The following is a 25,317-nucleotide window of genomic DNA, read 5'->3' as shown; positions in this document are numbered from 1 at the left end:
CTTAAGTTGCCTGTAGAATTTGTTCTTTGGCATGTACAAGTGCTGTTAAAAAGTCACAATAAGGTGTAGCGATTCCGTATTTCTTGCCTTTACGGGAAATCGCACCATTAATATAATCGATTTCTGTCAATCGATTGTTTTTAATCAAATCTTGATGCATGGAAGGAAAATGCATTCCGATCGTTTCAGGATCAAAACAAGTTTCACAATGCGTAACTGCTTCTTCCACATCTAAATCAATATTTTCTGCTTTCGCTACTTGTCCAAATTCATTGACGATAGCCACGACCATATCATGAGCAGTCGAGGTTTCCCCAAGCCCAGCCATATTCACATCTAATATCGTACACAATCCATTCATCGTCCCATTCACACAAGCTTTACGGTAAATAGAATAATGAATATTACTTGAGTAGTTCGCATTCAACCCAGATTCAGACAGTTTCTCTGCTAATGCTTTAGCCGATTCTTCTTTTCCTTCACCTAGATTCTGTAGCTCGATTGAACCACTACCGAATAATTTCACACGTCCTGGCCCTTCTAATCCTGCTGTCCACATCGTATTTCCAATATAAATATTTTCCATTGGCACAAATTTTTCAATAATATCTTCATGACCGATACCATTCAATAAACACAATACTTCTGTATCTTCTTTGATCATTGGGCGAAGATCTTCTAGCATTTTTTCGAGTTGCATCGCTTTTGTAAATAAGATAATCAAATCTACTTTTTCTGTTTCATTGATTTCTGATTGAAGAACTACAGGGATCTTTGCTACTATGTCTTCTCCATTAAAATTGGCTTGCAACCCATGTTCTTTGATCGCTTGCACATGATCTTTCCAGCCATCGATTAAAATCACTTCATTTCCACCTCGTTGTAACATAAGACCGAAACGACTACCCATTGCGCCTGCACCAGCAATTGCTATTTTCATTTTATTCTCTCCTTTTTTGTTGTCCAACCGTCAAAACTTGCCACTATTCATCAGATAAGATAATTCAACATTTCACAATATCTACGAAATACATTTATTCTCTTTTTGAACTTAGTAAAATGGAAGGTTGGTTTTCGTTATTTTTTGTTATTTACGATCCTATAGAGTGTATAAAATGCTTCATCACTTCCATTCGATCAAAATACTACAAAATAATAAAAATAAATGATACTAAACTTCATTATACACTAAATGCTTTTACTTTTTTACCCTAATGAGTGATATAAGTAGATTTCCACGATTGTTAATGAGTAGAAGTCCTATTCAAGCCTCACTATTGTGATTAGTTGAACAATTATTCGTGTTCTAATACTTCGCCACAAAAAATGGAGGAACAAAAGATAACCATCACTAGTCACCTCTACTCAAAATCAAATCTATTCGATTAAAAGATAATTTTTTATACAAATAAACAACAGAATCTGAAAAGAAAGGTTCTTCTTTTCGATTCTGTTGCTTATTTTTTAGAATGGAAAATTGATCACTCCATCTAGTACATAGCGCTTACGAGAATTCCTCATCTCGTTGGTTTATTTAGATCGGTTGAAAATCCCATAATCGATTTCGTTTACGGATTTAGCAACAAGGATTGCTGAATACACATCTGAGTTCACATTTAAAATCGTTCGTAACATCCCTACGATCCATTCCACTCCACCAAAGATTGCAATACTTTCGATCGGCAAGCCCATTTGGGGAATAATGACCGCCAAGGAAATCAATCCAGCCCCTGGAACGACTGCATTAGCCAAAGAAATAAAAGAAGCCATAATTGCTAAATAAACCATGTTCGTCCAATTAAACTCAACTTGATACATTTGTACAATCGTCATCACTGTAATCGTCATATGCATAGCTGAACCATTGCTGTTCAAAGATATTCCTAACGGTAAGACTAAATGACTGATCCGTTTGCTCAATCCTAGTTTATATTGTGCTTCTTCTAGTTCAACAGGTAAGGTGATCGCTGAAGAAGTTGTTGCTAAGGCCATCAATGACATATTCTTCATATTCATGAGTAACTTTAGTGGATTCATTTGACAATAGATACTGACTATCAAAATCCATAGCATCAGAAATAACATTGTGCCAAACCCGTAAACAAGCAGATACTTTACCATTGGGATCATTACTTGCGCTCCTAGTTGGCTAATGCTCACACTTATTAAAGCAAAAATCCCTAGCGGAGCTAGATACATGACATAATTGATTACTTTGATAATTACTTCATTAAAATCAATGATCAATTGAAACAATTGCGATTCTGGACACTTTTGCAAATAATGATTTAACGCAAGTCCAAAAAATAAAGCAAAAACAATAATTTGAATAATCGATCCTTGCATAAGAGACTCAAAAATATTTTTTGGCACAAAATGGATCAACGTCTCTTGAATCGAAAGTTCTTGTGCTTGAAGTGTCGTATCTTGATTGCCGATTTGTTCAATCCCTTGTCCAGGAACAAAGATCACCGCCATTAGGACACCCCATAAAGCGGCAAGAAATGATGAAAGACCAAAAATAATTAGCGTTCGTGTCCCAATACTCGTCAACTCTTTTAAATCAATACTTCCAAGAGCTTGGATGATTTGGCCCAAAATCAATAATGGAATCGACATTTGCATCAAGCGTAAAAATACTTCTCCAATAGGCTTAAGGACTAGAATACTACTTGGGAAAAAAACTCCTACTAGAATACCTAAAATCATCGCAACACTAATTTGGGTGATCATCGAAAATTTTTTCATCATTGATTACCTCGTTTGTCTGATTACTGTCCCCACATTTTCTGTAAGATGCCCTAACTGTTCAATGGAGGTGATCACTGCGCTACGTGATGCCTCTCCTTTGACAAATTGAACAGCTGCTTCGACTTTCGGCAACATACTTCCTGGTGCAAATTGTCCCTCATCTATATATTTTTTTGCTTCTGAGAGATTGATTTGTGTCAATGCTTGTTGAGTTAGCTTTCCATAGTTGATATAGATATTGTCGACTCCTGTCAAAATAATCAAACGATCTGCCTTCACTGCTTCGGCTAATACTGCAGCAGAAAAATCTTTATCATTCACAGCCTCAATTCCTTCATCGCCTTCTTTAGCAATGACCGGAATCCCTCCACCACCTGCACAGATTGTCACGATATTGGCTGCTACCAACGCTTGAATGGCTTCTTTTTCAACGATTTCTTTTGGTTGTGGAGAAGGAACCACTTTACGATAGCCTCGTCCAGCATCTTCAATATACGTACCGCCATCCATTTGGGCTTCATTTTCTGCTTCTTCTTTAGTATAAAACGGTCCAATTGGTTTAGAAGGTTTCTGAAAAGCAGGGTCCTCTTGATCCACTCGTATTTGGGTAATAATTGAAACTACCGACTGATTGAGGCTTCGTTTCGTAAACTCATTTGTTAATGCTTGCTGCAACCAATACCCGATACTTCCTTGAGTCATTGCCACACATGTGTCTAATTTCATCGCAGGATTTTTCGGAGATTGACTTACTTTTTGTTGTAATAATAGATTTCCGACTTGTGGTCCGTTTCCGTGGCAGAGAACCACTTGCTCCCCTTTTTCTACAAAATCTGCGATCGATTTTGCAGCTTGTCTAACAATCGCTTTTTGTCCTTCGTCAGTTGGATCTGTTTCTAAAATGGCATTTCCACCTAACGCAATCACGTTTACACTCATTATTTATCCTACTTTCTCTATTTACTGCATTTATCTTTCATTCAATGTTTGTTCTTCTTTGGCTAAAATAGCAAAAACAATCAAACCAAGTGCTAGCAACACACAAGACAAATAAAATCCAACTTGCATAGACCCAGCTGTATCTGCTAAATAACCAGTGACATACGGTGCTAAAATAGAGCCAGACATCCCAATAAAATTATAAGCACTCAACGTTGTCCCAAGTGCGGATTTAGGCGCATGTTTCGTCACAAAAGTAACCATGATCGGATCTAATGCTAACTTGCCAGTCAAACCATAAAGGATCAATACGGTGATCAACAAGGTCCGATCCGTGACGAATGCAATGGCAAATACAGATAGAATTGCTAATGGCACTAAGAAAAAGACTAATCTCTTTGTTGCGCCTGTTTTGTCGTTGATTCGAGCAAAAAGTAAGGCACCAGGTATCGAAGCCCATGGTACTAAGGAAGAAATAAAGCCGACACTTGCACCAGTGAAACCTCGTTCTACAATCAAAAATTGTGGCAACCAAGTAATAATCACAAAATTGGCATAAATACTTGTAAAACATAAAACGAAAGCAGCCACTAAATTGCGATTGGTAAAAATTTGTTTCAATGAGATTTTTTCTTTAGGCCCTTCTTCTACTTCTGGCTCTTCCCCAGGGCGAAGTACTTTTTCCTTTAGTACAAAATAGAATAAAATTCCTACGATCAGTGTAGGTACTGCCATAACATAAAAGGGCATACTCCAAGATTCCTCATTTTCTAAAACTAACTTACTAGAAATCAAGTAACCACCCGATGTTCCAAAAGCCATCCCGCTATTGATAATTGCATTTCCAATCGTGCGCTTGTTACGTGGGATTGCTTCTGTCGACAATGCATACTGTGGCCCATAATAAGCTCCTTGGCCAATCCCAGCGATAGCACGAATCACTAAGAAAAGGACAAAAGTTGTAGCTAATCCGCTGAAATAAGTCGACACAGCTAAGAGAATGAACCCGATCGTGATCACTAATTTCCTACCGATTTTATCTCCAACGATCCCAAATGGAATCTGTGCGATAGCATAAGTTAAGAAAAATATACTATTGGCTAAACCTAATTGTGTATTACTTAAACCAAATTGTTCGCCGATCACACCCATAATCGGATTAAAAATTGTCCGTGTGGCATACATCAAGATCCATCCGACAAAAAAGATAGCAACGACCTTGATCCAGTAATGATCGCTGACTCTTACTGCTTGATTTTGTTTACTATTCTCCATAACTCTCCCTCATTTTTCTGCTATTTCTAAGGCTTGTAACGCCAACCACATCCCAAAGCTTAGGTCTTTTCCTGATGAGTGCCCAATTTTCATGATTCTATCCACTTGTTGCTCCAACTGTTCATACTGATCGTGTGCGATATCTGAAAGCAAGTCGTAAACCAATGAGTTTCCATATCCTTTTGCGGCACTTTTTAAATAAGCAAGACTGATATCTGTTGTAGATAACGTCGTTTTCCCAAGGGTAGCAAGTAATTCTGCTCCCCTTGGATCTGCGACTGCCGATAATAACAGTTGATAAGCCATTAAAATGTCATCTCCACTAGGCGTCAAACCTTTTCCTCTACCAATAAAATAATTGACAACCTCTTGCCATTCTTCCTGTGTCCATTTCTTGTTTTGTTGACACATTTTTGAAAATAAAAGTTGTGCTTGTTCATTTAAAGGAAGACCAATTTGCGTGTGTAGATTCTTTTTATCTAATAACTCTCTTAATACAATCAACTGCTTTTTTTTAATCCCCAACGAGTACACGTTCAAAGGATAGATTACTTTTGGCGTGAACGCGATTTTCTTTATACCTATAACGCTATAGATCATCAAGGCCTCTTCGCTCAACTTCACTCGATTATCTAGTTGAATCAATGGACTTATTTCATGGAACAATTGATCCGGTAAATCAATCCCAAAACTGGATACATACTCATGGAAGTGAGCGATATTGATTAATTGATCCTTCACTTTGATATTGAATGAGTGATCAAACACACTGTGAATCACACCATTTCCTCCAAATTGCTGAAGAGGAACCAAATATTCACTGATCGCCACACTTTTAGTCAACGACGATACCCAATTCTCTTGCATAATCTTCCAAAGCATGTTCAAAGCAGGCTAAAGGTGCTCTGACCGTTCCTGCCCCAATTTGTCCTACTCCTGGATTTTTGTGGGCGATGCCGGTATTGATAACTGGTGTGATTCCTGTTTCTACTACTTTACGAATATCAATGCCTAAACAAGTCCCTTGGAAATCCCAAGTTGGAATGGAGAATGTTGGATTATGCCCTTCACATATTTTCGCCATTTCATTCGAGGTTGCTAAAGCATCTTCAAATCCGCCTGCTCCCACAAATCGTGTAACTCCCGGCGCAGCCACCATTGCCATTGCACCAACTCCAACTGTTTCCGTGATTGCGCTGTCTCCGATATCTGGATTTCCGTCTTCTTCATCAAAACCAGTGAAGTATAACCCTTTTGGTGTATTGACGGGGGCACAATGCCATTTATCCCCTGACTCAGCAATACGGATCCCGAAATCCACACCATTACGGGTCATCGTGGTTACGATTGTTCCTTTCGCATCTTTACGGGCAGCATCTACAATCGCTTTTCCTGTGGCCATCATGATATTCAAGAAAAATTGATCTGTATCTGCTAAAAATTTGATGACTTCGTATTTTTGTTCTTCTGCAATCGTTGTTTGGATAATTAAAGGGGCAAGTTCCTTTAAAAAGTTCAACGAGGCCGCAATGTTTCTTTGATGGAACTCATCTCCCATCGTAATAGAGCGGGCAATCAACACATTTAAGTTCAGGCCATCTTCTGTCAATGCTAAAGCTTGACTAAGCGTTGGACCAAGCACCTCTTTGATCCAGTCAAGGCGATCGACCACTTCTTGAGAATACGCACCAAAACGTAAAACTTTCCCAATTCCTTCATTCAAAATACAATAGGCTTCATTTCCTGCTAGTCGATTTTCCACCACAGCTACTGGCATATTTCCAGAGGTGATCCCACCCATAGGGCCGACTGCTTTCACATGGTGACAAGGCATAAAGCGTACCTCTTCTGCCTCGAACAATTTTAACGCCTGTTCTTCATTTTCTGCCCAACGTTCAAATAAGGCAGCTCCTAAACAAGCCCCTTTCATCGGTCCAGTCATTTCAGACCAATGAATTGGCGGTCCCGCGTGAAGCAACGTTTTATGGTTTGGATCATTCAATTCAGGAATCACTGATTTTGCAGGAACGACATCCACTAAGAAAGGTTGCGCGTTCTTCATTTTGTCTGTCACTTGATGGTTTTCTTCTTGGATTTTTTCTTCATATTCCTCTAGTGCATCTAAAATCCGAATCATTTTCTTATTGCCACTCGCTCGTGGGCGCCAATCAAATTGGACAGCTTCCCCTTTATATTCAAGAATCGATTCTGTGAAGCTAGGCAGTCCAATATTGATGATTCTTGGTTTCGTTGTCACTAATTCCATCACTTGATCACTTGGTAGCGGTACCTCTACAGTCGTTCCTTCATAAGGGATCACTTCTTTATCTGCTTCTGAACATTCGATTCCTTTTAGCATTAAAGCGAGTTGGACAGCTTTGGCATTGCTCTTTTCTACAAAAACACCTGCTGATTGCAAACGTTCAATCGAGCGTTGATAATTTTGAGGATCTTTCGTTGTCCCACACACCGTTGCTACAAAATAAAGATCACGTCCTGCAGCTTTTGCTTCGGTTTGTGCTTCTTGAATGGCTGGTAATAACGCCCCCACCATATCTTCGTGGGCACCATAACCTAAAACTACATCAAATAAAATGACACCTGTGTTTTCATCTTTAGCATATTCGTGAATTTTACTGATCCGTACTTCTGGATCGATCATTGGATGGGGTTTTCCTTGTGTGTATCGATCATCGCCTAGATCAATCACTTCATAACCATGTGATTTCAACACATACCCTTCTGATTTTACAAGCCCACCTAGATCCAACGCTTCTGAGATCAACATTCCCGCTTCTGCTGCTAATGTTCCACCAGAATATAATCCTTTGACTACTTTATCTTCGGATAGTTGAGCGACATTAGGCGCAACAACTGGTTCAAAATAATTCTTTTTCACTGTTTCTTCGTTTGCTAGATCCACGGCGATTTGCGCTGTTTCTTCTAATGTATGTGCTAAATAGACTTTTCCCTCATGATTCGTTGGTTTTTCTCCTAAGAAAATGGCAACAACTGGTTTAGAAATACTTTGCAATAATTGCACTACTTCATCACGGACTTCTTTTGCAGGTGGTTTAGAAATCACACAAATCACGTCTGTCGGCTCATGATTTTCAAGAGCTACAATCGCATCTTTGACAGTAATGGCGCCGACTTGATCACTTAAGTCACGCCCTCCTGTACCGATGGCATGGACGACACCACCGCCTAAACGATCAATAATCGTGGTCACTTCTTGGATTCCTGTCCCTGATGCCCCAACCACACCGATATTTCCAGGGGAGACGACATTCGTAAAGGCAATTGGCGTACTAGATAAAATACCTGTTCCACAATCCGGCCCCATCATCAATAAACCTTTTTGATGAGCCAACTGTTTTAAACGAATCTCGTCTTCAATCGCAATATTGTCTGTAAAGGAGAACACATGTAAATTATTTTTCAAGGCACGTTCCATTTCTGATGCCCCGTATTCACCAGGGATACTAAACAATGCCACATTTGCATTGGGCAATTGTTCAAGGGCTTCTTTCCAAGTGGTTGCTGATTTTTGCTGTTGCTCTGTATTTTTGGCTGATAGATCCGCTAAAAAGTCATCAATTAAGGGCATCACTTTTTCCATAACTGTTTCACTTTCACTATCTACTACGATCATCATATCGTTCGCAGATGCGGCCTTCGCTTCTTCAGTCAACAAAGACGTATTATTCAAAATATCTTTATTCGCATCTGTTCCCATCATGATTTGACTCATTTTGACTTCATCCAGTGAATTGATCTTATTTGTTAAAAGCATCAAATTGATCGAGTCTTGATAATTATTTTTTAGCACTACTGTTTCTAACATAACCATCCTCCTTATCATACTTACACTGCCATTGTAGAATAATAAGAAAGTGTTTTCATCGGACGTTTTTCTAAAAAAATGCTATACTTTTTATCCATAACAGGGAAAAAGGAGAAGAACATGAAATTAAAGGAGTTATTGTCGCTAGGAGAGTTAAAAAAAGGTAAGATTTTAACGAGAGATATTGGCTTAAACAATGAAGTAGATACAGCAATGGTCCTAGAAGCCATCGATATTGAAACTTGGAGCAAAAAAAATCAACTGATTTTGACTTCTTTTTACGCCTTAAATGATTTATCGAAAGAAGAATTAGAAGGCTTTTTTATCAAGATGTATCGCATTGGGATTAGCGGATTAGTCTTGAAAACCGATCGTTTCATCAAAATTATACCTGATTGGTTTATTGAACTTTGTTTCAAATATGAGATTCCTTTGATCAAGATCAGTCAAGAAATCAGCTACGAAAAGATTCTGTTAACCATTTATGAACCACTTTTAAATGCACAATCCCATATCTTGCGTACGTACTATGAAGTTCGTCAACGTTTCAACCGTTTAGAAAAACAATACTCTTCATTGGAAACGATTATGCAGGAATTTAGTCAGATCATCAAATTGCCTGTTTCTTTAAAAATGATTGATAAAGAAATAGAAATCACCGAGGGAAACATTCCAAACGATGCCATCGTTTTCTCTCGAGAAGTCTTGAACCAAACGGATTTCATGAAAAATGATTATTCGTTATTAACCTTATATTCCCATAAAGACTCGAAGAAACAATTTGCATTAGAAGTTTCGATTTTCAATAATTACTCTTCCCACTGTTTACTTCTTGTATATCTAAACAATGCCACGATCAAAGAAACCGATCTAGTGATCATTGAAAATGCTATTGATGCCCTGCAGGAAAAGTTCAACACAGAAAGTCTATTGCGAAAAGAACGGTATAATCGTCTTAATAACTTGGCTGATGCAATCTTACAAAATACGCCTAAAAACCCAGAAGAATTGACAAGTTTACTGCAAGAAGTGCACATGCAGTCCAAAGATTCTTATCAGACGATCGTCTTTTTCACCAAAGATATGCAAACACAATTAATGAAAAATAGGATTCTTGCAATTTTGCGGACCTTAAAAAAAGAGGCAATCTTCTTCGATCAGCATCATTATTCTGCCATTTTATATAACTTTGATCAGAAAGATGGTCCTATAACGAAAGATCAAATTTATCGATTAGTAGAAGAAATTTTGCAAGAAAACGACCAAGTTACATTTGCGATCAGTAGCTTAAAACCTCGACAAGCTATCAAAGAATTGTTGTTTGAATGTCTAGATATTTTAAATTTCAACGAGCAATTCTACAGTGGGCCAGTTGTTACTTCAGAAGATATAGGAATCTTCAAACATTTTACGAAAGAGGAACAATTTGCTGCAGTAGAAGAAATCATCCCGAAAAAACTAGAACAACTTGCTCAAACAGATTATGAATTATTTGAAACCTTCTATTGTTTTCTACAACATAATCGAAATTATAAACAAACAGCAGAGGCAATGTTCTTACATGCTAAAACCATACGCTACCGTCTTCATAAAGTAGAAGAATTATTATCCATCGATTTTACGAATTCATTGCAAATGGTCAACCATGAGATAGGTTCTTATATTATCAAGATGAGGAGTCATGCACATGAAAGAAACAAAACAACTGGCTAATGGATTGTCCGTTACGATCTATCCTGCCGCACAAGAAACACCTAAATATATTTTTTATTTCCATGGTGGGGGACTGATTTATGGCTCCAAAAATGACTTACCTGAATCTTTAAAGGAACTTTTTGTGAGCAAAGGATACACCATTTTAGCCTTGGATTATTTATTAGCTCCTAACTCTTCGTTAGAAGAAATCATTGGAACCCTGATTGAGAGTTTTAATTTATTGAAAGATACACTTATTCAGAACCAGCCTTTTGGTTTTTGTGGGCGATCAGCCGGAAGCTACCTTATGTTTCAGTTAGCTAAATATCTAACACAAAAGCAACAGGCACCGAAATTTCTGATCAATTTTTATGGGTATACAGATTTTAATTATCTCCAGAAACAATCACCACTCATCACTCATCAAATCACGGAAACAGAAATCTCTACCATTGATCAACATACCAAGGTGGCAGATGATCCTTTATTTACACGCGTACTTCTTTATCACTATGGAAACCAACATGGGTGTTTGCCTGAATATTATGGGTTACTAGGTAAGGAGGAGGAAAAATTCACCATTCAGCCAGCAGATCTGATACACTTTCCCCCTTGCTTTAGTACAGCCAGTACGACAGATAAAGAGATCCCTTTTTCTTACAGTAAAAAAATCAGTAAACAAATACCAAACAGCACTTTCTATCCCGTTTATGATCTAGAACATGACTTTTTAAAACAAACAAAAGAACCACAAGTCCAAGAAGTATTAACAAAACTGGCAGATTGGTTGCATCAAACAACTAACTTTTAGTTTAAGAAAACATGCGTTTAAAAAGAGTATTTCAATGCAAAAAAAAATGCATTTCCTTTTAAGGAAGTGCATTTTTTTATAAAATTAATACGATAATATTTGGTTGACTATGCTTATGAAGCCGCCTTTGGTAAGTAAAAAAACTATTTAAAACTCTCTGCATGGCTTTTTTTGCCTTCTTTATTCTTTATTGGATGACCATTTCTACTATTTTATTTTTACAAGAAACACTCGGTAAACACTTATTTACCAACGAAAAACTTGATCAGTTTCATTCCGCAAAATAATGCGAGCATTCCCACTACTAAATTGATCACTGTATAATAGGCAGCCATGGTTACAAGGTCATTCATCAAGAATTTATCTACTTCTAAAGCAAATGACGAAAAGGTTGTAAGACCTCCACAAAAGCCAGTGGTCAAAAATAGTTTCATTGTTGCTGAAGCTTGCTTCTTTTTCGCAAAATATCCGATAGCTAATCCCATGATCAAGCAACCTAAAAAATCAGCAACAAAAGTGCCTATAGGAAAGCTACCTGCATCTGGCACCCATAACGTTTCAAAAAAGTAACGGAGTATTCCACCAAAAAAGCAACCTAAACCTACTATTAGATAGTTTTCAATTTTTTTCATCCTATCTGCCTTCCTTGTCTTTTAATACGCACATAACAGCCCTAAAAATACAGCTAAAATCGAGCAGAAAAAACTTCCCATCCAATAGTAAAAACCTTTTACGCTGTTCCCGTTTATAAAATCATTGATCACTTCAGAATTAAAGGTAGAAAAGGTCGTCAATCCTCCGCAAAATCCAGTTGCTAGAAATAGATAGAGGGACGTTGCTACTTGCGAAAAACGAGCAAAAAAGAGACCAATCAGAAAAGCTCCTAAAACATTGGCAATGAAGGTCCCGATGGGATAACTTCTGTTGCTTTTATTCCATTGCTTACTAAAAAAATTCCGCAAACAACCACCTAAAAAGCAGCCTGCTCCAACTAAGAGATACTGAATCATTGTTCATACGCCTTCTTTTACTATTGATTTTCTAATGGGGGAAGTTGATGATATTTTCCTCTAAAATAATTGAGGGCAGAATAAATCAATTGTTTGTTTTCATGTGCTGAATGACCTAGTACACGTAGAACAAAGCCTGGGATGGATAATAAAGACAGTCCGTAACGCAAATCGGATCCTTCTTTTTCCAACTCTGATCGAAGCTCTTGTATAAATGTTTCATCAATGGCTGGATCAATAATAATCAATGTATTGTAATTTGTATTGCCTTCGAAATAACCTAATTCTGTGATTGGTTGTTTTTCTGGTTGTAAGAACAAATAGTCATTGAAAATCAGTTCATTTTCCATAAAGATTTTTGTTTTCTGTCTTACCTCATTGAACGTAAATGTCTGTTCATCTTGCGACCATCCAGCTGTTATCCCATCTGAATAGACTAGAGTAGAGTTTTGATCCATCTTGATTTGCGTATCTTGATCATAGATTGCATATTGGTAAGGGATGACTTCATGAGTCAAGTATTCTAAAAAACCATTTGTGACATGCACTGTTGTATTTTGGGTCGTTCGTTTGCCATTTTCACATTTGTAAACATAAGTAGGGGTTTGATTTTTTACAATGACATGAGCGCCATCTGAAACTTCAATATTGGTTTCATAGGTTTCCCCTTCTACAAAGCCCCCACCAGTACTGATCAGATAGTAACATGGGGTTCCTTCTGTTAGTAATTCCACATTTGAAGAGACTCTTGAATTTCCTTCGTGGTAGACTTTTTTCGCAATCGTTCGTTCAGTAACATTCGAAAAAAGTAGATCCACCATTCCATCGACTTTTTCGCTCATTTTGCTAAATCCTCAAGTAAACAGTTTTTGCGTATCCAGTCTTCCACTTCTTTTAACCCTTCTTGTTTCTTCAAATCTGTGAATAAAAAGGACCCTTCTTTTCTAAATACCGATGTATCTTTTTTCATTATGTCAAGATCCGCACCTACAAAAGGAGCTAAATCAGTTTTATTGATGATGAACAAATCACTTTTGATCATCCCTTGACCTGCTTTTCTAGGGATTTTTTCTCCTTGAGCGACGTCAATGATATAAATAGAAAAATCAACTAAATCAGGACTAAAAGTTGCAGCTAGGTTATCGCCACCACTTTCCAAAAAGATGATATCTAAATTAGGAAAACGACGGTTCAATTCTTCGATGGCTGAAAAATTCATAGAAGCATCTTCTCGGATCGCTGTATGTGGACAGCCACCAGTTTCTACACCAATAATCCGATCTGCAGGTAATACTGAATTTTTTGTTAAAAATTGGGCATCTTCTTTGGTGTAAATGTCATTTGTAATTACCCCAATTTCAAATTCTTTGCTCAATTCACGGGTTAATCGTTCAATTAAAAGCGTTTTTCCTGATCCTACAGGACCGCCTACGCCAATCACTATTTCTTTACTCATCCTTGATTCCTTCCTTTTCTATGACATAAATAATCGAAACATTTGTGTTTCATGTCTAATTTGTGCTAATTCAATACCAGGCATCATTGCTCCTAAATAAGAACGGTCTAAATCGTTGATACTTTCTGATAAGTCCACTAATTCAGGAAATAATTGAGATAATATCAGCTGACCATCTTTTTGTCCTAACGGGATCGCGCGGACTGCATTTTGAATCATGGTTGAAAGAATGCTGTAGCCATAAAAACAAATCGATTCAGAAACACTTAAACCTAGCTCTTTTGTGAAAATCGCAAAAATAATCGCTGGGTGACCATGAGAAAGTCCTTCGTTGATCCGTTTTTCATAGTAATCTAGAAGTTCGATCGAATACAACGATTGGATCAACTGGATCATTTGTTTAGCCACCATCTTTGTGCCTTTTCTTGTTTCTAAAGCTTGCGTGGAATGGGTGATAATCTTGTCATATGTCCACAGTTCATCTACATTTTGGGGAAGATTTTCATAACATAATTTGATCAATAACCCTTCGCCATAGCGAAATTGGGTATCTAAATAGGCTTTTAGCCACTGTGCAAATGCTTTTGAATCATTGATTGTGTCTTCACGTAAATAGGTTTCCATACCATAAGAATGATTGAATGTTCCAATAGGAAAAGTAGAATCACATACTTGGATCACTTCAAGGTATTGTAATAACTTCATCTTATCCATGGGCGTGTGCAAGATTCACATGTCTCAATGGACTGTTTAATGCGATTTTTTCCGTACGGTATTCAATCTGTCTGTGATTCAAAACATCAAGAACAACTGGATCAATCGCTAATTTTATTGTACCGTCTTCTACTTCTATTGGTTTGTGGGTATTCCCTAATAAATGAGCAATTTTTCCCATTTCATCTATATCTTTTGGCTTAATTACTATCATTTTTTCAGGTATAACAGATAAAACAAGGATATTTTTATCGTCTATCAAAAAATAAGAACCATTTTTCAACTCATCACTTTCATCTGACAAGCGAATACCAAATTCATTCCCATGATCTGAAGTCACACGAATCACACGTTTCGATAAATCGTCACTAGCGAGCTCAGCCACTTCGATATGATAATCTTCCTTATTCGTCAAATCATCTATTTTTCCTGATATGTTCGTAAATATCATCTTGTGCCTCCTACCTCTCTTGTTTTTTTAATAACTATTTTTAAATTTAAGAATGAGAACAATCGATGAAAATCAACGAGTCATTTTCTTCGATTGTTCCCATCTTTGTTCCTTGATGAATCCTAGTTTTTCATGCACTTATTAGAATAGATAGTAGCGTTGTGCAAGAGGAACTGTATCTTCTGGGTCACAAGTAATCAATTCATCGTCAATTTTCACTTCAAAGGTATGTGGATCAACGGTAATCGTTTCTGGGCAATAATTATTTAACTTCATATCACGTTTTGTTAAATTCCGAGTATTATGCACAGGTAACACGACTTTTTCCAAACCAATTTCTTCTTTGATCCCATGGTCATAGGCGTATTGTGAAACAAATGTCATACTTGTTTCTTTTACTGCTTTGCCACAAGCTCCAAATAAATCTTTCATCATGCGAGGTTGAGGAGTTGGTAAGCTAGAACTTGCATCACCCATTACGCCATAAGCGATCATTCCCATTTTTAAGACCATTTTTGGTTTTGTACCAAATTTTTCAGGTGTCCAAATAACTAAGTCCGCGTATTTCCCTACTTCTACTGAACCAATGTAGTCAGAAACACCGTTAGTAATGGCTGGGTTAATCGTATATTTAGCTACATACCGTTTGATACGATTATTATCATTAAATTCAGTGTCGCCTTCTAAAGGTCCACGTTGTTCTTTCATCTTATGCGCAAGTTGCCAGCAACGCATTGCTACTTCCCCAACACGTCCCATAGCCATGGCATCAGAAGTCATGATACTTAATGCACCCATGTCATGTAACACATCTTCTGCAGCGATGGTTTGTTTACGCACACGTGATTCAGCGAAAGCTACGTCTTCAGGGATTTTAGGATCCAAGTTGTGACAAACCATAACCATATCAAATAATTCACTAATTTCATTTTTAGTAAATGGGTTGGTAGGATTTGTAGAAGAAGGCAAGATATTTTTATGACCTGCAACTACCATGATGTCAGGAGCATGTCCCCCACCAGCACCTTCTGTATGGAATGTGTGAACTGTTCTACCTGCAAAAGCATTCATTGTATCTCCAATGAATCCACCTTCATTCAATGAATCCGTATGGATCGCAAATTGGACGTCATAATCGTCCGCAGCTTTTAGCGAGTTATCAATTCCTGAACAAGTAGCTCCCCAGTCTTCATGTGTTTTGATCCCCATCGCACCTGCTTCGATTTGTTCTGCGATTGGTTCTTCTGTGGCACCTGTTCCTTTAGCCATTACCCCCATATTGATTGGTAATGTTTCAGCTGATTGCAACATGCGATGAATGTGCCATTTACCTGGTGAAGCAGTTGCAGAGTTTGTACCGTCTGCAGGACCAGTACCGCCACCAAATAATGTAGTAATCCCATTGTCTAATGCTGCATGGGCTAATCCTGGAGAAATATAATGAACATGGATATCTAATCCACCGGCTGTAACAATCAACCCTTCGGCAGAAATAGCTTCTGTACTTGCCCCAACAACAAAATCAACGTTATCCATATTGTCAGGATTTCCGCCTTTACCAATGGCAATGATTTTTCCATCTCTGATACCAATATCGGCTTTAATAATACCGGTATAGTCGATGATTGTGGCATCGGTAATAATCGTATCTGCCACTAAAGGATTATCACGACGGGTTTCAGTTGCGCTGACACCCATGCCATCACGTAACACTTTTCCGCCACCAAATCGACTTTCTTGTCCATGAACAGTGTAATCTTTTTCAATTGCTGCAAATAAATTGGTATCTCCCAAACGCACGCTGTCACCAACAATCGGACCGTACATTTGTGCATATTTTTTTCGATCCATTTTAAAACTCATTTGTTCGATCCCTCTTTTCTAGTTTCACGACGATCATCGTCTAAATAACCATTTACACGATTGTTAAAACCAAAAATGCGACGTTTTCCGCCAAAATCGATTAGCGGCACTTTTTTTGTTTCCCCTGGTTCAAAACGAATGGCTGTCCCAGCAGCGATATCCAATCGTTTCCCCCAAGCTTTGTCCCGATCAAATTTCAATCCACTTTCATTTGCTTCGTAAAAGTGAAAATGAGAACCTACTTGGACGGCACGATCTCCGATGTTTTTTACTTCGATCGTGATTGCTTCATATCCTTCGTTGTAAAGCACTGGTTCTTCTGACAATTTGTATTCTCCTGGTACCATCTTTTTCACTCCTTTTATTGAATTGGGTCATGAATTGTGACTAATTTTGTTCCATCAGGGAAAGTGGCTTCCACTTGGATCATTGGGATCATTTCTGGAACACCTTCCATGACATCTTCACGTGTCAATAGGTTGCGTCCTTCATTCATCAATTCCGAAACAGTTTTCCCATCTCTTGCCCCTTCTAGAACTAAATCTGTGATCAAGGCAACACTTTCTGGATGATTTAGTTTAAGCTTGCGATCACGTCGACGTTGTGCGATCATCGCTGCTAAACTGATCAACATTTTTTCACGTTCACGTTCTGTTAATTGCATGTTTCTTTCTCTCCTTTTTGATTATTGTGGCCATAGACTTAAAAGCATCAACATTCCAGGAATCCATGCTGTAACGATCCCTTCGAATATAGACAAATAACCAACTGATTTCCCTAGATTTTTACCTAAAGCATTTTCAATAAACCCAGTAAACCATAAGATTCCCCATAGCCACCAAATCAAACCATAGATGGCATTTCCGCCAATTCCATAAAAACATAGTAAACCTGCTGGAATGGCATTGATTGCAACGAACAAGCTATACCAACCATAGAGCCGTTGATCTAAATCAAACGTACTATTGATCGCTGTATACAAGTAAGTGAAGGCAAAAAGTAAGCCTGTTGCACTTGCGTAAAACCACTCACTGGATTGATTGGTTGCCACACCTATAAGGATCGAACCAAGATTTAAAAAGAGTCCCAGACCCCCGGTGAAATAATTCATCACAACTAGAGATTTGTCATTTAGCCCATATAGACGATAAAAACCATTACTTATCAAAACCATTCCAACATAAAGCAAAATGACACCGAGCATATGACATTCACCTCCTTTCAAGGATGTAAAAAACTTATTTCATATAAGCTTTTTCAGCTAATAGATATTCATCTAATCCTTCAGCAATTTCTTCATTGGTTGGCTCGATGTTCACGAAATGTTTGAATACTTTTAACATGACATACGTTAAAACAAATGAGTAAACAGCAACAAAGATCACGCCACCTAGTTGGATTCCTAGTTGTGTCAAACTTGCTGAAACATTATTCACGCTTGATGCAGCGAAGATCCCTACTAAAATCGTTCCAGTAAATCCACCGATTCCATGGACACCCCACACATCTAATGCATCATCCCAACCTTTACTTGCTCTGAATCGAACAGCGATATTACAGATGATTCCTGCAATCACACCAACAAAAATTGCTGATGTTGGTTTGATGTATCCTGCACAAGGAGTAACTGTTGCTAGTCCTGCAATCGAACCTGTCAAAATATCTAAGAAATCGATTTTTCCATTTTGGATATAAGAAAAAATCATCCAAGAAACCATCGCACTAGCTAGACCAACGATCGTATTGATAAAAGCAGTCGTTGCTAGAAGGTTGGCACCTAATGCACCACCAGAGTTAAAGCCAAACCAGCCAAACCATAACAACCCTGTACCAATTGCTGCGGCCATTAAGTTATTTGGTTGCATGCCTTTTTTCTTCAACGATCGGTTACCTAAAACAAAGGTACTTGCCAAAGCCCCGAATCCTGCGGTCGTATGAATCACTGCGCCACCTGCAAAATCAACGAACCCTAATTTTTCTAGAAAACCATTTCCCCATACCCAATGACATACTGGGAGATAGATCAAGATCGTCCAAAAAATTAGTAACAACAAGTAACCTTTAATATTCAAACGTTCTGCAAAAGCACCTGTCATCAATGGAACTGTGATCACACAAAACATCAATTGAAAAACAAAAAACAAAGCAAATGGAATAGTTGCGCCGTGGAGAATATTTGGATTCAAGTCCACGTTTGCTAAAGCAAAATAATCTTTGAAGTTCCCAATAATTCCGCCATAATCTCTGCCAAATGCCAATCCAAAACCGCCGAATATCCAGATCAACGTTACGACACCCATAGAAATAAATGATTGCATCATAATGATTAAAATGCTTCTTTTTCTAGCAAGTCCTCCATAGAAAAAAGCTAGCCCAGGAGTCATTAAGCACACCATAGCTGTGCAGAGCATCATGAACGCTGTATCCCCGCTATTTAAAATTATGTGTCCCATTTTCCTTCTCCTTTCTTTGTACACTCTTATCATAGCGAGAAAAAAAAGTTGTAAATTCGTATTTTTTTTATTTATTTTAAAAATAAATGTATTCAAAAAATGTATTGCCCTCTTAACTAATCCTATAAAACAAGACGCAGAATAAATACGCACAACAAATAAACCAAAGAGTTCTGCATCGGATAGACAGGGCTCTTTGATTTATTTAAGATTGATTATTTTTATGTTCTTTGGTAGAAGTTTTGTCACACATAAGGTAAAAATAATTGTTGGACATATTCTGCCGTTGAATACTGGACTTGATTCGTTAGGCAGTCTTCGACGATCTCTCCATCTTTTAAAAATACCAAACGTTCACACAATGAACAGGCCAATTTTATATCATGTGTGATCACTAAATAAGCAAAATCATTTTCCATTTTCAAATGCTTTAATAACTCGATTAATTGGAACGTCTTGATGAGATCTAAGGAATTGAATGCTTCATCAAAAATGATCAACTCTGCTTTTGCTGCCACTGCTCGTGCAATACACACTCGTTGGATCTCTCCCCCACTTAATGTGGTGCATTTCCTATTTAATAAAGCAGAAGACAATCCAACTTTTTCTAGCAAATCTCTAAATACTTGCTCATTATTTTCAAAAGGCATCACTTCTTTCAAGACCCCCTTCACTGTATAAAATGGATTGACCGAAGAACGATAATTTTGAAAGACAAGACTACAGTTTAATTGTCGAAAAGAGCGTTTCTTTTTCATTGGTTCACCGTCTATCAGTATCTCACCACCATCGATTGACTCAAGTCCAGAAATGATCCGTGACAAGGTGGTTTTCCCACTCCCACTTGGTCCTAATAATGCCACTGTTTCACCTTTCTTTATTGAAAGAGAAACTTGTTCGAGAATAATTGAAGGGGCGTGTTCAGTTCTTTTTTTAGCGTTGAATTTTTTAGTTACTTGCTTTAATTCTAGCTGTTTCATATCCGCCACAATTCCTTTACATGATTTGTCAGCACTTCATCTATTTCTTTGATCTCAGAATAAAATACCGCCTTTGGATCAGTTTCCGCTTGTTTTATTGAACCAAAATATGCACACTGTCCTCTTTTAAGAATCAATAAATCATCACACATCATTTGGATCACTGAATACTCATGACTCGTAAGCAATAAGATCGTATTGTTTTGTCTCGTATACTCGTCTAGCTTTTTTAAAATAAATTGTTTCGTATGGCTGTCTAATGAACTAGTCGGCTCATCTGCCAAAAGGATTTGCGGTTCCATTTCAAGAGCGATCCCAACGGCACATCGCTGTAAGATCCCACCAGATAACTCATGAGGATATTGTGTTAAAACTTTTTCATTTAATTGAAAATTTTCTAAAATATGCTGGGTTTTCTTTTCCCCCTCCTTTATCGACCAACCATTTTCGCAAAATGTTTCCAAAAATTGTTTTTGCATTTTTTCAATAGGATCAAATACATTCATCGCATCCTGAGGGACATAGCCTAGTGACAGATGCTTTTTTATGGCACTTTTTTCTGTTAGTTGTTGCTGTACTCTTTCTTGATCGGTATATGTAATGACGCCGGATACTTGCAAATTAGCATTCGTTATCCCTGCTAATGCATGTAACAAAGTCGTCTTGCCACTTCCACTTGGCCCAATGATACCGAGAGTTTGAGTGCTTTTTGCTACAAAGCTGATATTTTCCAATAATTTATTCTTTGTATTCTCATTGACTGTTAAATTATCCACGCAGATTTCCATGGCTATGCCTACTTTCTTCTGAAATTAAATGGGCTGCAAACTGATCTCCTAAGTAATTCAAGGAAGCTAAAACAATAAATAGAACAGCACCTACTGGGATGACTTGCCACGTATCCGCAAATGCAAAGTTCTTTGCTTCATTGATCATCGCCCCCCACTCAGCTGTTGGTGGTTGTACACCAATACCAAGAAAAGAAAGGGCAGAAATGCTCATGATGATACTGCTGAGATTCAATGTACCGTATACAATAAATAAAGGGACAATGCTTTTCAGTAAATGATTCTTCAAAATCCAACCATTCGACTTTCCAGTAATCATTGAAAATTGAATGTAATTTTCTTGTTGGTAAGAACGTATCTCATGATGGAACATGCGTACATACCACGGCCATTTTGCTAAAGTAACAGCTAATAGAATCGTTAGGATACTAGGTCCTAATAGACCAATGATCATCAATGCAATCATTTCACTTGGCAGAGCCATCAATGTATCACACAAAAAAGTAACTAGTTGATTGAACTTCCCCTGATGCACTGCACTGAGCCAACCTACTAAAAAACCTGAAAAAAGAATCACCATTGTGGCTAATAATGAAAGCAATAATGTGGTCCTTCCCCCATAGAGAAGCCTTGCATAGATATCTCTACCTAACTGATCAGTACCTAACCAATGTTTAGCGCTAGGATGTTGGAGTTTTGCTAAGATGTCTTGTTGGTTCGGATCATATTTTGTCATGACTGGTGCAAATAAAACGAACAGCAACACCACGATCAAGACAAGCGCACACATGATAAAAAGTTTGTCATTGCTGATTTTCTTCCGTTCCATTTTATTTCCCCACTCTTTCTAAACGAGGATCAATTTTTTTATTCATCCATTGGATCAATAAATTAAAAACCATGAAAAAAGTAGCTATGAGTACAATATATCCTTGCAGCATCGGGATATCTCTCGTACTAATGGCTCGAATACATAACATTCCCATACCTGGCCAAGAGAAGATACTTTCCACTACAGCACTTCCAGCCATCAATTTAGGCAAGTTCATACTCATTGCTGTCAAAGAAGCGCGGAGTGAATTTTTTAACAAATGATAAGAAATGGTTCTCTGAGAAAAATTCCTTACATAATAATAGGTCATAAAAGGTTGGTTCATCGTGTCGATCAATTCTTGCCTGACAATCCGTACATAAGAGGGCAAATTCACACATAGTAAAGTCAAAGCTGGAAGTACGACTGCTCTTGCTCCTTCCACTCCACTTGTAGGAAAAAACTGTAATTTGAGAGAAAACAATGTGATAAACAAAATCCCTAACCAGTAAGAAGGAACAGATCCAAATAGAAATAAACAAAAACGCATCATTTTTTCGCTTCTTTTCCCCTGTTCAAGTACCGAATAGACTCCCAGAAGAAAAGAGAAAAGCACGAGCAGAAAAAAAACGATACTTGTTAAATACAAGGTTTTCACTAACGCTTGGATAATTGCTTTCGAAACTTCTTCTTTAGTAATAAAACTAGTACCAAAATCACCATGGACGGCTTGTTTCAGCCATTGTGTATATCTGATGATAAATGGTTGATCTAACTTTAGTTCCTTTTCTACTTCACGTGTATTTTCAGTTGTAGGTACGACTTCATTCGATCTTAAGACAACTTCCGCTAAATGATTGGTTTGGGTTTCCAATAATAAGAAAGAGAGGAAAGAGAGGCATAGAAGTATTCCTATGCCTTTTCCTATTTTCTTTGCATACTCAATGAATGTGCTTATTTTTCGGTTATTTGGACATTTTCTCAAAAGGAATTTCGTACTGCGAATCATTGAACGTGACCCCTTTCACTGCTGAAGATGCAACAGCTTTTGTTCGTGAATAAGATAAAGGAAGATAGACACACTGATTATTGATATAAGTTAATATTTCTTGATAATCCTCTTTTCGTTTGTCTTCATCAGTCTCTACTAACGTTTCACTGATTTTTTCATCTAACCATTGTTTTTTCGCTAATCCTAATTGTGCTTGATAATCTCCATGCGCAGGTATTCGCCAAGAAGAAAGATAGGACTGCGGATCATATGGTGTTCCCCATGATAAAGAATATTGCAAATCAAAATCGCCATCTTTTTGTCGATCTAAGAATAATTGTTTTTCTTCCGGTAGGATCTTTACTGAAATACCAATATCTTTTAAGTCTTCTTGGATCGCCTGAGCAATCGTTCCTTCTTGCTCATTTTGAGAATTGTAAGAAAAGACGAGTTCCATCGTTTCCCCAGCTTTTTCTCTAGTCCCTTGATCCGTTAACTTCCAACCTGCCTCTTCTAACAACTGTTTGGCTTTAGGCGGATTATAATAATAATTCGTAAGATCCACGTCACAGTAAGGAACATTTTTTGAAAGTAAGGTATCTGCCTCTTTTTCTGTTCCATCTAATATTCCCTCAACGATTTCTTTTTTATTTACTGCATACTCAATCGCTTCACGCACACGAACATCATTAAGATATGGTCGTTTACTATTTAACAATACCGCTCTTGAAGCAATCGGGTTGCTTACATAAGTAGCAAATGAAGCATCTGTTTTCAAACGATTGAACGTATCCATAGACAATTGATCGCCATCTGAACCGTAGATCAAGTCAACATCTCCATTTTTCAAAGATAAGACGAGTGTTTGAGGATCTGATATGACTTTCCAATTGATTGTTTCAATCGCTGGTTTCTCCCCCCAATAGTTCTCGTTTCTTACAAATACTGCTTTTTGATCACGAGTGTGTTCTTTTAGTACCCATGGACCTGTACCAATATATTCTTTTACTCCATCCTTTGTTCCACCATCTATAAAGCAATTTGGTGAAATAAAACGAAATGGCCGAGTCAATCCTAATTCAGTCAACGTTGGATAATAAGGTTCTTTTAATGTTAATTGGAAAGTATCTGGATCAATCGCTTTTGTATCAGCAATTTCATCGACTAGTTCCAACCAAGCATGTCGTGACTTATTGGCCATGATCGCATCCATATTCATTTTTACTACTTGTGCATTAAACGCTTCTCCATCAGAAAACTTTACATTTTTTCTTAACTTAAATGTATAGACTCGTCCATCAGGTGAAATATCCCAACTCTGCGCTAAAGCTGGTTTAACTTGTCCATCTTCATTTTTGGTTAAACCTTCAAACACCATATTTTGTGCAGCCATTTCTCCCGAATAAATATGAGGATTGATGTCACGAATATCTTTTGTGCTGCCATAGTTCAACTCGGTTTCTTTTACTTCTTGTTGATTGCTTGTACACGCCGCCAATAGAAAACTACAACCCAGCAGAATCATTATGTAGCTGATATTTCTTCTGAATTTCATCTTATCATCCCTTTCATTTATTTCACTGCTTGTATGAAAAATAAAGGCGAGAAGTCAAAATTGATTTGTTCCACTTGATCAAGAACGAGTGGATTAATATCTTCTAAAATTGTGACTTGTTTAAATCCGATTTCTTTTAATGCTTTGTTATCCCAAGCTGGACGCATCCTTTTGCTTAATGGAATTTCTTTTGCAATACGTTCCATTGTCGCAATATCGGTTTTCTCGTAATAATCTTTGATTTGATATTTTTTAGTCATTTGACGATCTTCGTTATATTTTTTTCGTGCTTGGTCATCATATAAATATCGATACCAATTAGCATCGATATTGATCAGCATGCCATCGTCTTTTAACACACGATGCCATTCTTGATAGGCAGTAAACGGTTCCTCTAAATTCCAAGTCACATTTCTAGTAATGATCGCATCAAATGTTTCATCTTCGAACGCTAACTGCTGGGCATCCATTTTCAACCATTGGATCTTTTGCTTATAAGCTCCTGCATTCTTCTTGGCTTCCTCTAGCATTTTTTCCGTGAAATCGACAGCTGTCACCTCATAACCCGCTTCAGCTAATAAAATAGCCATAAATCCTGGACCCGTTCCAATATCCAATATTTTTTTTATTTTTTTATCTGTCATTGAAAATTTTGGAAGCAAAAATTCTTCCCAGCGTTCCTTTTTACTTGTCTTTAATTCTTCTGCATGCTGTTCTCCATAGGATAATGATCTTTTTGTCCAATAATCCACGATTTCTTTTTGTAGTGTATCCATGTCTTTCTCCTTTCTTTTTTTTAAAATCCAAAATTAACTAAAAAAAGAATATCAAAGAACCAAATATGAATAATTCTTTTTTTTTTAAATTAATCCTAAGATGTGTATAAGAGACAGGCATAAAAAGATATCTTTTGGTTTTTTAGTCCAA

At 37.4% G+C, this 25,317-nt stretch carries 25 protein-coding genes; 2 read left to right on the top strand and 23 right to left on the bottom strand.

What is annotated here, in order from left to right; all coding sequences use genetic code 11:
• Position 1 precedes the first annotated feature (1 nt).
• The 6 genes from A5844_RS06620 to A5844_RS06595 all read right to left on the bottom strand — a co-directional run bounded on the left by A5844_RS06620 (position 2) and on the right by A5844_RS06595 (position 8,812).
• Positions 2 to 940 (bottom strand): 2-dehydropantoate 2-reductase, encoded by a 939-nt coding sequence (locus tag A5844_RS06620; protein WP_086284413.1) that lies wholly within the window; start codon positions 938 to 940, stop codon positions 2 to 4.
• A 590-nt stretch (positions 941 to 1,530) separates the two neighbouring features.
• Positions 1,531 to 2,748: a dicarboxylate/amino acid:cation symporter gene (locus tag A5844_RS06615; protein ID WP_086284682.1), complete on the bottom strand. Its 1,218-nt coding sequence runs from the start codon at positions 2,746 to 2,748 to the stop codon at positions 1,531 to 1,533.
• 6 nt (positions 2,749 to 2,754) lie between these two features.
• On the bottom strand, positions 2,755 to 3,690 hold the full coding sequence (arcC, locus tag A5844_RS06610; RefSeq protein ID WP_086284412.1) for a carbamate kinase: 936 nt from the start codon (positions 3,688 to 3,690) through the stop codon (positions 2,755 to 2,757).
• A 30-nt stretch (positions 3,691 to 3,720) separates the two neighbouring features.
• Positions 3,721 to 4,965: an MFS transporter gene (locus A5844_RS06605; protein ID WP_086284411.1), complete on the bottom strand. Its 1,245-nt coding sequence runs from the start codon at positions 4,963 to 4,965 to the stop codon at positions 3,721 to 3,723.
• Between the two features lie 9 nt (positions 4,966 to 4,974).
• Entirely contained in the window at positions 4,975 to 5,832 is an 858-nt protein-coding gene (locus tag A5844_RS06600) for an oxamate carbamoyltransferase subunit AllH family protein (RefSeq protein ID WP_256924533.1), read from the bottom strand.
• Complete coding sequence (locus tag A5844_RS06595) at positions 5,801 to 8,812, bottom strand: bifunctional FdrA/YlbE family protein (RefSeq protein WP_086284409.1); 3,012 nt, start codon at positions 8,810 to 8,812, stop codon at positions 5,801 to 5,803. The genes A5844_RS06600 and A5844_RS06595 overlap by 32 nt, the downstream gene beginning before the upstream one ends.
• Before the next feature lie 120 nt (positions 8,813 to 8,932).
• Here A5844_RS06595 and A5844_RS06590 point away from each other — a divergent pair, with 120 nt between their 5' ends.
• Complete coding sequence (locus tag A5844_RS06590; RefSeq protein WP_086284408.1) at positions 8,933 to 10,525, top strand: PucR family transcriptional regulator; 1,593 nt, start codon at positions 8,933 to 8,935, stop codon at positions 10,523 to 10,525.
• Positions 10,500 to 11,318: an alpha/beta hydrolase gene (locus A5844_RS06585; protein WP_086284407.1), complete on the top strand. Its 819-nt coding sequence runs from the start codon at positions 10,500 to 10,502 to the stop codon at positions 11,316 to 11,318. Before A5844_RS06590 ends, A5844_RS06585 begins: the two co-directional genes overlap by 26 nt.
• A 242-nt stretch (positions 11,319 to 11,560) precedes the next feature.
• Here A5844_RS06585 and crcB read toward each other — a convergent pair whose 3' ends face one another.
• From crcB to A5844_RS06500, 17 genes are all read right to left on the bottom strand, one after another.
• The gene (gene crcB / locus A5844_RS06580; RefSeq protein ID WP_086284406.1) at positions 11,561 to 11,950 is read right to left on the bottom strand and encodes a fluoride efflux transporter CrcB; all 390 of its coding nucleotides are present in this window, start codon (positions 11,948 to 11,950) and stop codon (positions 11,561 to 11,563) included.
• 21 nt (positions 11,951 to 11,971) lie between these two features.
• The gene (locus A5844_RS06575) at positions 11,972 to 12,328 is read right to left on the bottom strand and encodes a fluoride efflux transporter FluC (RefSeq protein WP_086284405.1); all 357 of its coding nucleotides are present in this window, start codon (positions 12,326 to 12,328) and stop codon (positions 11,972 to 11,974) included.
• Between the two features lie 20 nt (positions 12,329 to 12,348).
• Positions 12,349 to 13,170 carry an urease accessory protein UreD gene (locus tag A5844_RS06570; protein WP_086284404.1) on the bottom strand — a complete coding sequence of 274 codons (822 nt, stop codon included), beginning with the start codon at positions 13,168 to 13,170 and terminating at the stop codon, positions 12,349 to 12,351.
• The gene (gene ureG / locus A5844_RS06565; RefSeq protein ID WP_086284403.1) at positions 13,167 to 13,784 is read right to left on the bottom strand and encodes an urease accessory protein UreG; all 618 of its coding nucleotides are present in this window, start codon (positions 13,782 to 13,784) and stop codon (positions 13,167 to 13,169) included. The genes A5844_RS06570 and ureG overlap by 4 nt, the downstream gene beginning before the upstream one ends.
• Positions 13,785 to 13,802: 18 nt before the next feature.
• Entirely contained in the window at positions 13,803 to 14,489 is a 687-nt protein-coding gene (locus tag A5844_RS06560; protein ID WP_242690596.1) for an urease accessory protein UreF, read from the bottom strand.
• Between the two features lies 1 nt (position 14,490).
• Positions 14,491 to 14,949 (bottom strand): urease accessory protein UreE, encoded by a 459-nt coding sequence (locus A5844_RS06555; RefSeq protein ID WP_086284401.1) that lies wholly within the window; start codon positions 14,947 to 14,949, stop codon positions 14,491 to 14,493.
• A gap of 141 nt (positions 14,950 to 15,090) precedes the next feature.
• Entirely contained in the window at positions 15,091 to 16,812 is a 1,722-nt protein-coding gene (gene ureC / locus A5844_RS06550) for an urease subunit alpha (RefSeq protein WP_086284400.1), read from the bottom strand.
• A complete protein-coding gene (gene ureB, locus A5844_RS06545; protein WP_086284399.1) occupies positions 16,809 to 17,159 on the bottom strand; it encodes an urease subunit beta in 351 nt (116 codons plus the stop codon). Before ureB ends, ureC begins: the two co-directional genes overlap by 4 nt.
• A 14-nt stretch (positions 17,160 to 17,173) precedes the next feature.
• Entirely contained in the window at positions 17,174 to 17,476 is a 303-nt protein-coding gene (locus A5844_RS06540; RefSeq protein WP_086284398.1) for an urease subunit gamma, read from the bottom strand.
• A gap of 21 nt (positions 17,477 to 17,497) precedes the next feature.
• Positions 17,498 to 18,016 carry an AmiS/UreI family transporter gene (locus A5844_RS06535; RefSeq protein WP_086284397.1) on the bottom strand — a complete coding sequence of 173 codons (519 nt, stop codon included), beginning with the start codon at positions 18,014 to 18,016 and terminating at the stop codon, positions 17,498 to 17,500.
• 34 nt (positions 18,017 to 18,050) lie between these two features.
• Positions 18,051 to 19,265 (bottom strand): ammonium transporter, encoded by a 1,215-nt coding sequence (locus A5844_RS06530; RefSeq protein ID WP_086284396.1) that lies wholly within the window; start codon positions 19,263 to 19,265, stop codon positions 18,051 to 18,053.
• 245 nt (positions 19,266 to 19,510) lie between these two features.
• Complete coding sequence (locus A5844_RS06525; protein WP_086284395.1) at positions 19,511 to 20,245, bottom strand: ABC transporter ATP-binding protein; 735 nt, start codon at positions 20,243 to 20,245, stop codon at positions 19,511 to 19,513.
• Positions 20,242 to 21,033: an ATP-binding cassette domain-containing protein gene (locus tag A5844_RS06520; RefSeq protein ID WP_086284394.1), complete on the bottom strand. Its 792-nt coding sequence runs from the start codon at positions 21,031 to 21,033 to the stop codon at positions 20,242 to 20,244. The genes A5844_RS06525 and A5844_RS06520 overlap by 4 nt, the downstream gene beginning before the upstream one ends.
• Entirely contained in the window at positions 21,014 to 21,862 is an 849-nt protein-coding gene (locus A5844_RS06515) for an ABC transporter permease (RefSeq protein WP_086284393.1), read from the bottom strand. Before A5844_RS06515 ends, A5844_RS06520 begins: the two co-directional genes overlap by 20 nt.
• 1 nt (position 21,863) lies before the next feature.
• Positions 21,864 to 22,853 carry an ABC transporter permease gene (locus A5844_RS06510; protein ID WP_086284392.1) on the bottom strand — a complete coding sequence of 330 codons (990 nt, stop codon included), beginning with the start codon at positions 22,851 to 22,853 and terminating at the stop codon, positions 21,864 to 21,866.
• Positions 22,810 to 24,390, bottom strand: coding sequence for a nickel ABC transporter substrate-binding protein (nikA, locus tag A5844_RS06505; RefSeq protein ID WP_086284391.1), 1,581 nt, complete (start codon positions 24,388 to 24,390; stop codon positions 22,810 to 22,812). Before nikA ends, A5844_RS06510 begins: the two co-directional genes overlap by 44 nt.
• A gap of 17 nt (positions 24,391 to 24,407) precedes the next feature.
• Complete coding sequence (locus A5844_RS06500; RefSeq protein ID WP_086284390.1) at positions 24,408 to 25,166, bottom strand: class I SAM-dependent methyltransferase; 759 nt, start codon at positions 25,164 to 25,166, stop codon at positions 24,408 to 24,410.
• Positions 25,167 to 25,317 lie beyond the last annotated feature (151 nt).

This window comes from Candidatus Enterococcus wittei, from assembly GCF_002140175.1.
GTDB classification, from domain to species: domain Bacteria; phylum Bacillota; class Bacilli; order Lactobacillales; family Enterococcaceae; genus Enterococcus_B; species Enterococcus_B wittei.
The sequence above is the reverse complement of the archived record's forward strand: the minus strand, read 5'-3'. Positions and strand labels throughout refer to the sequence as shown.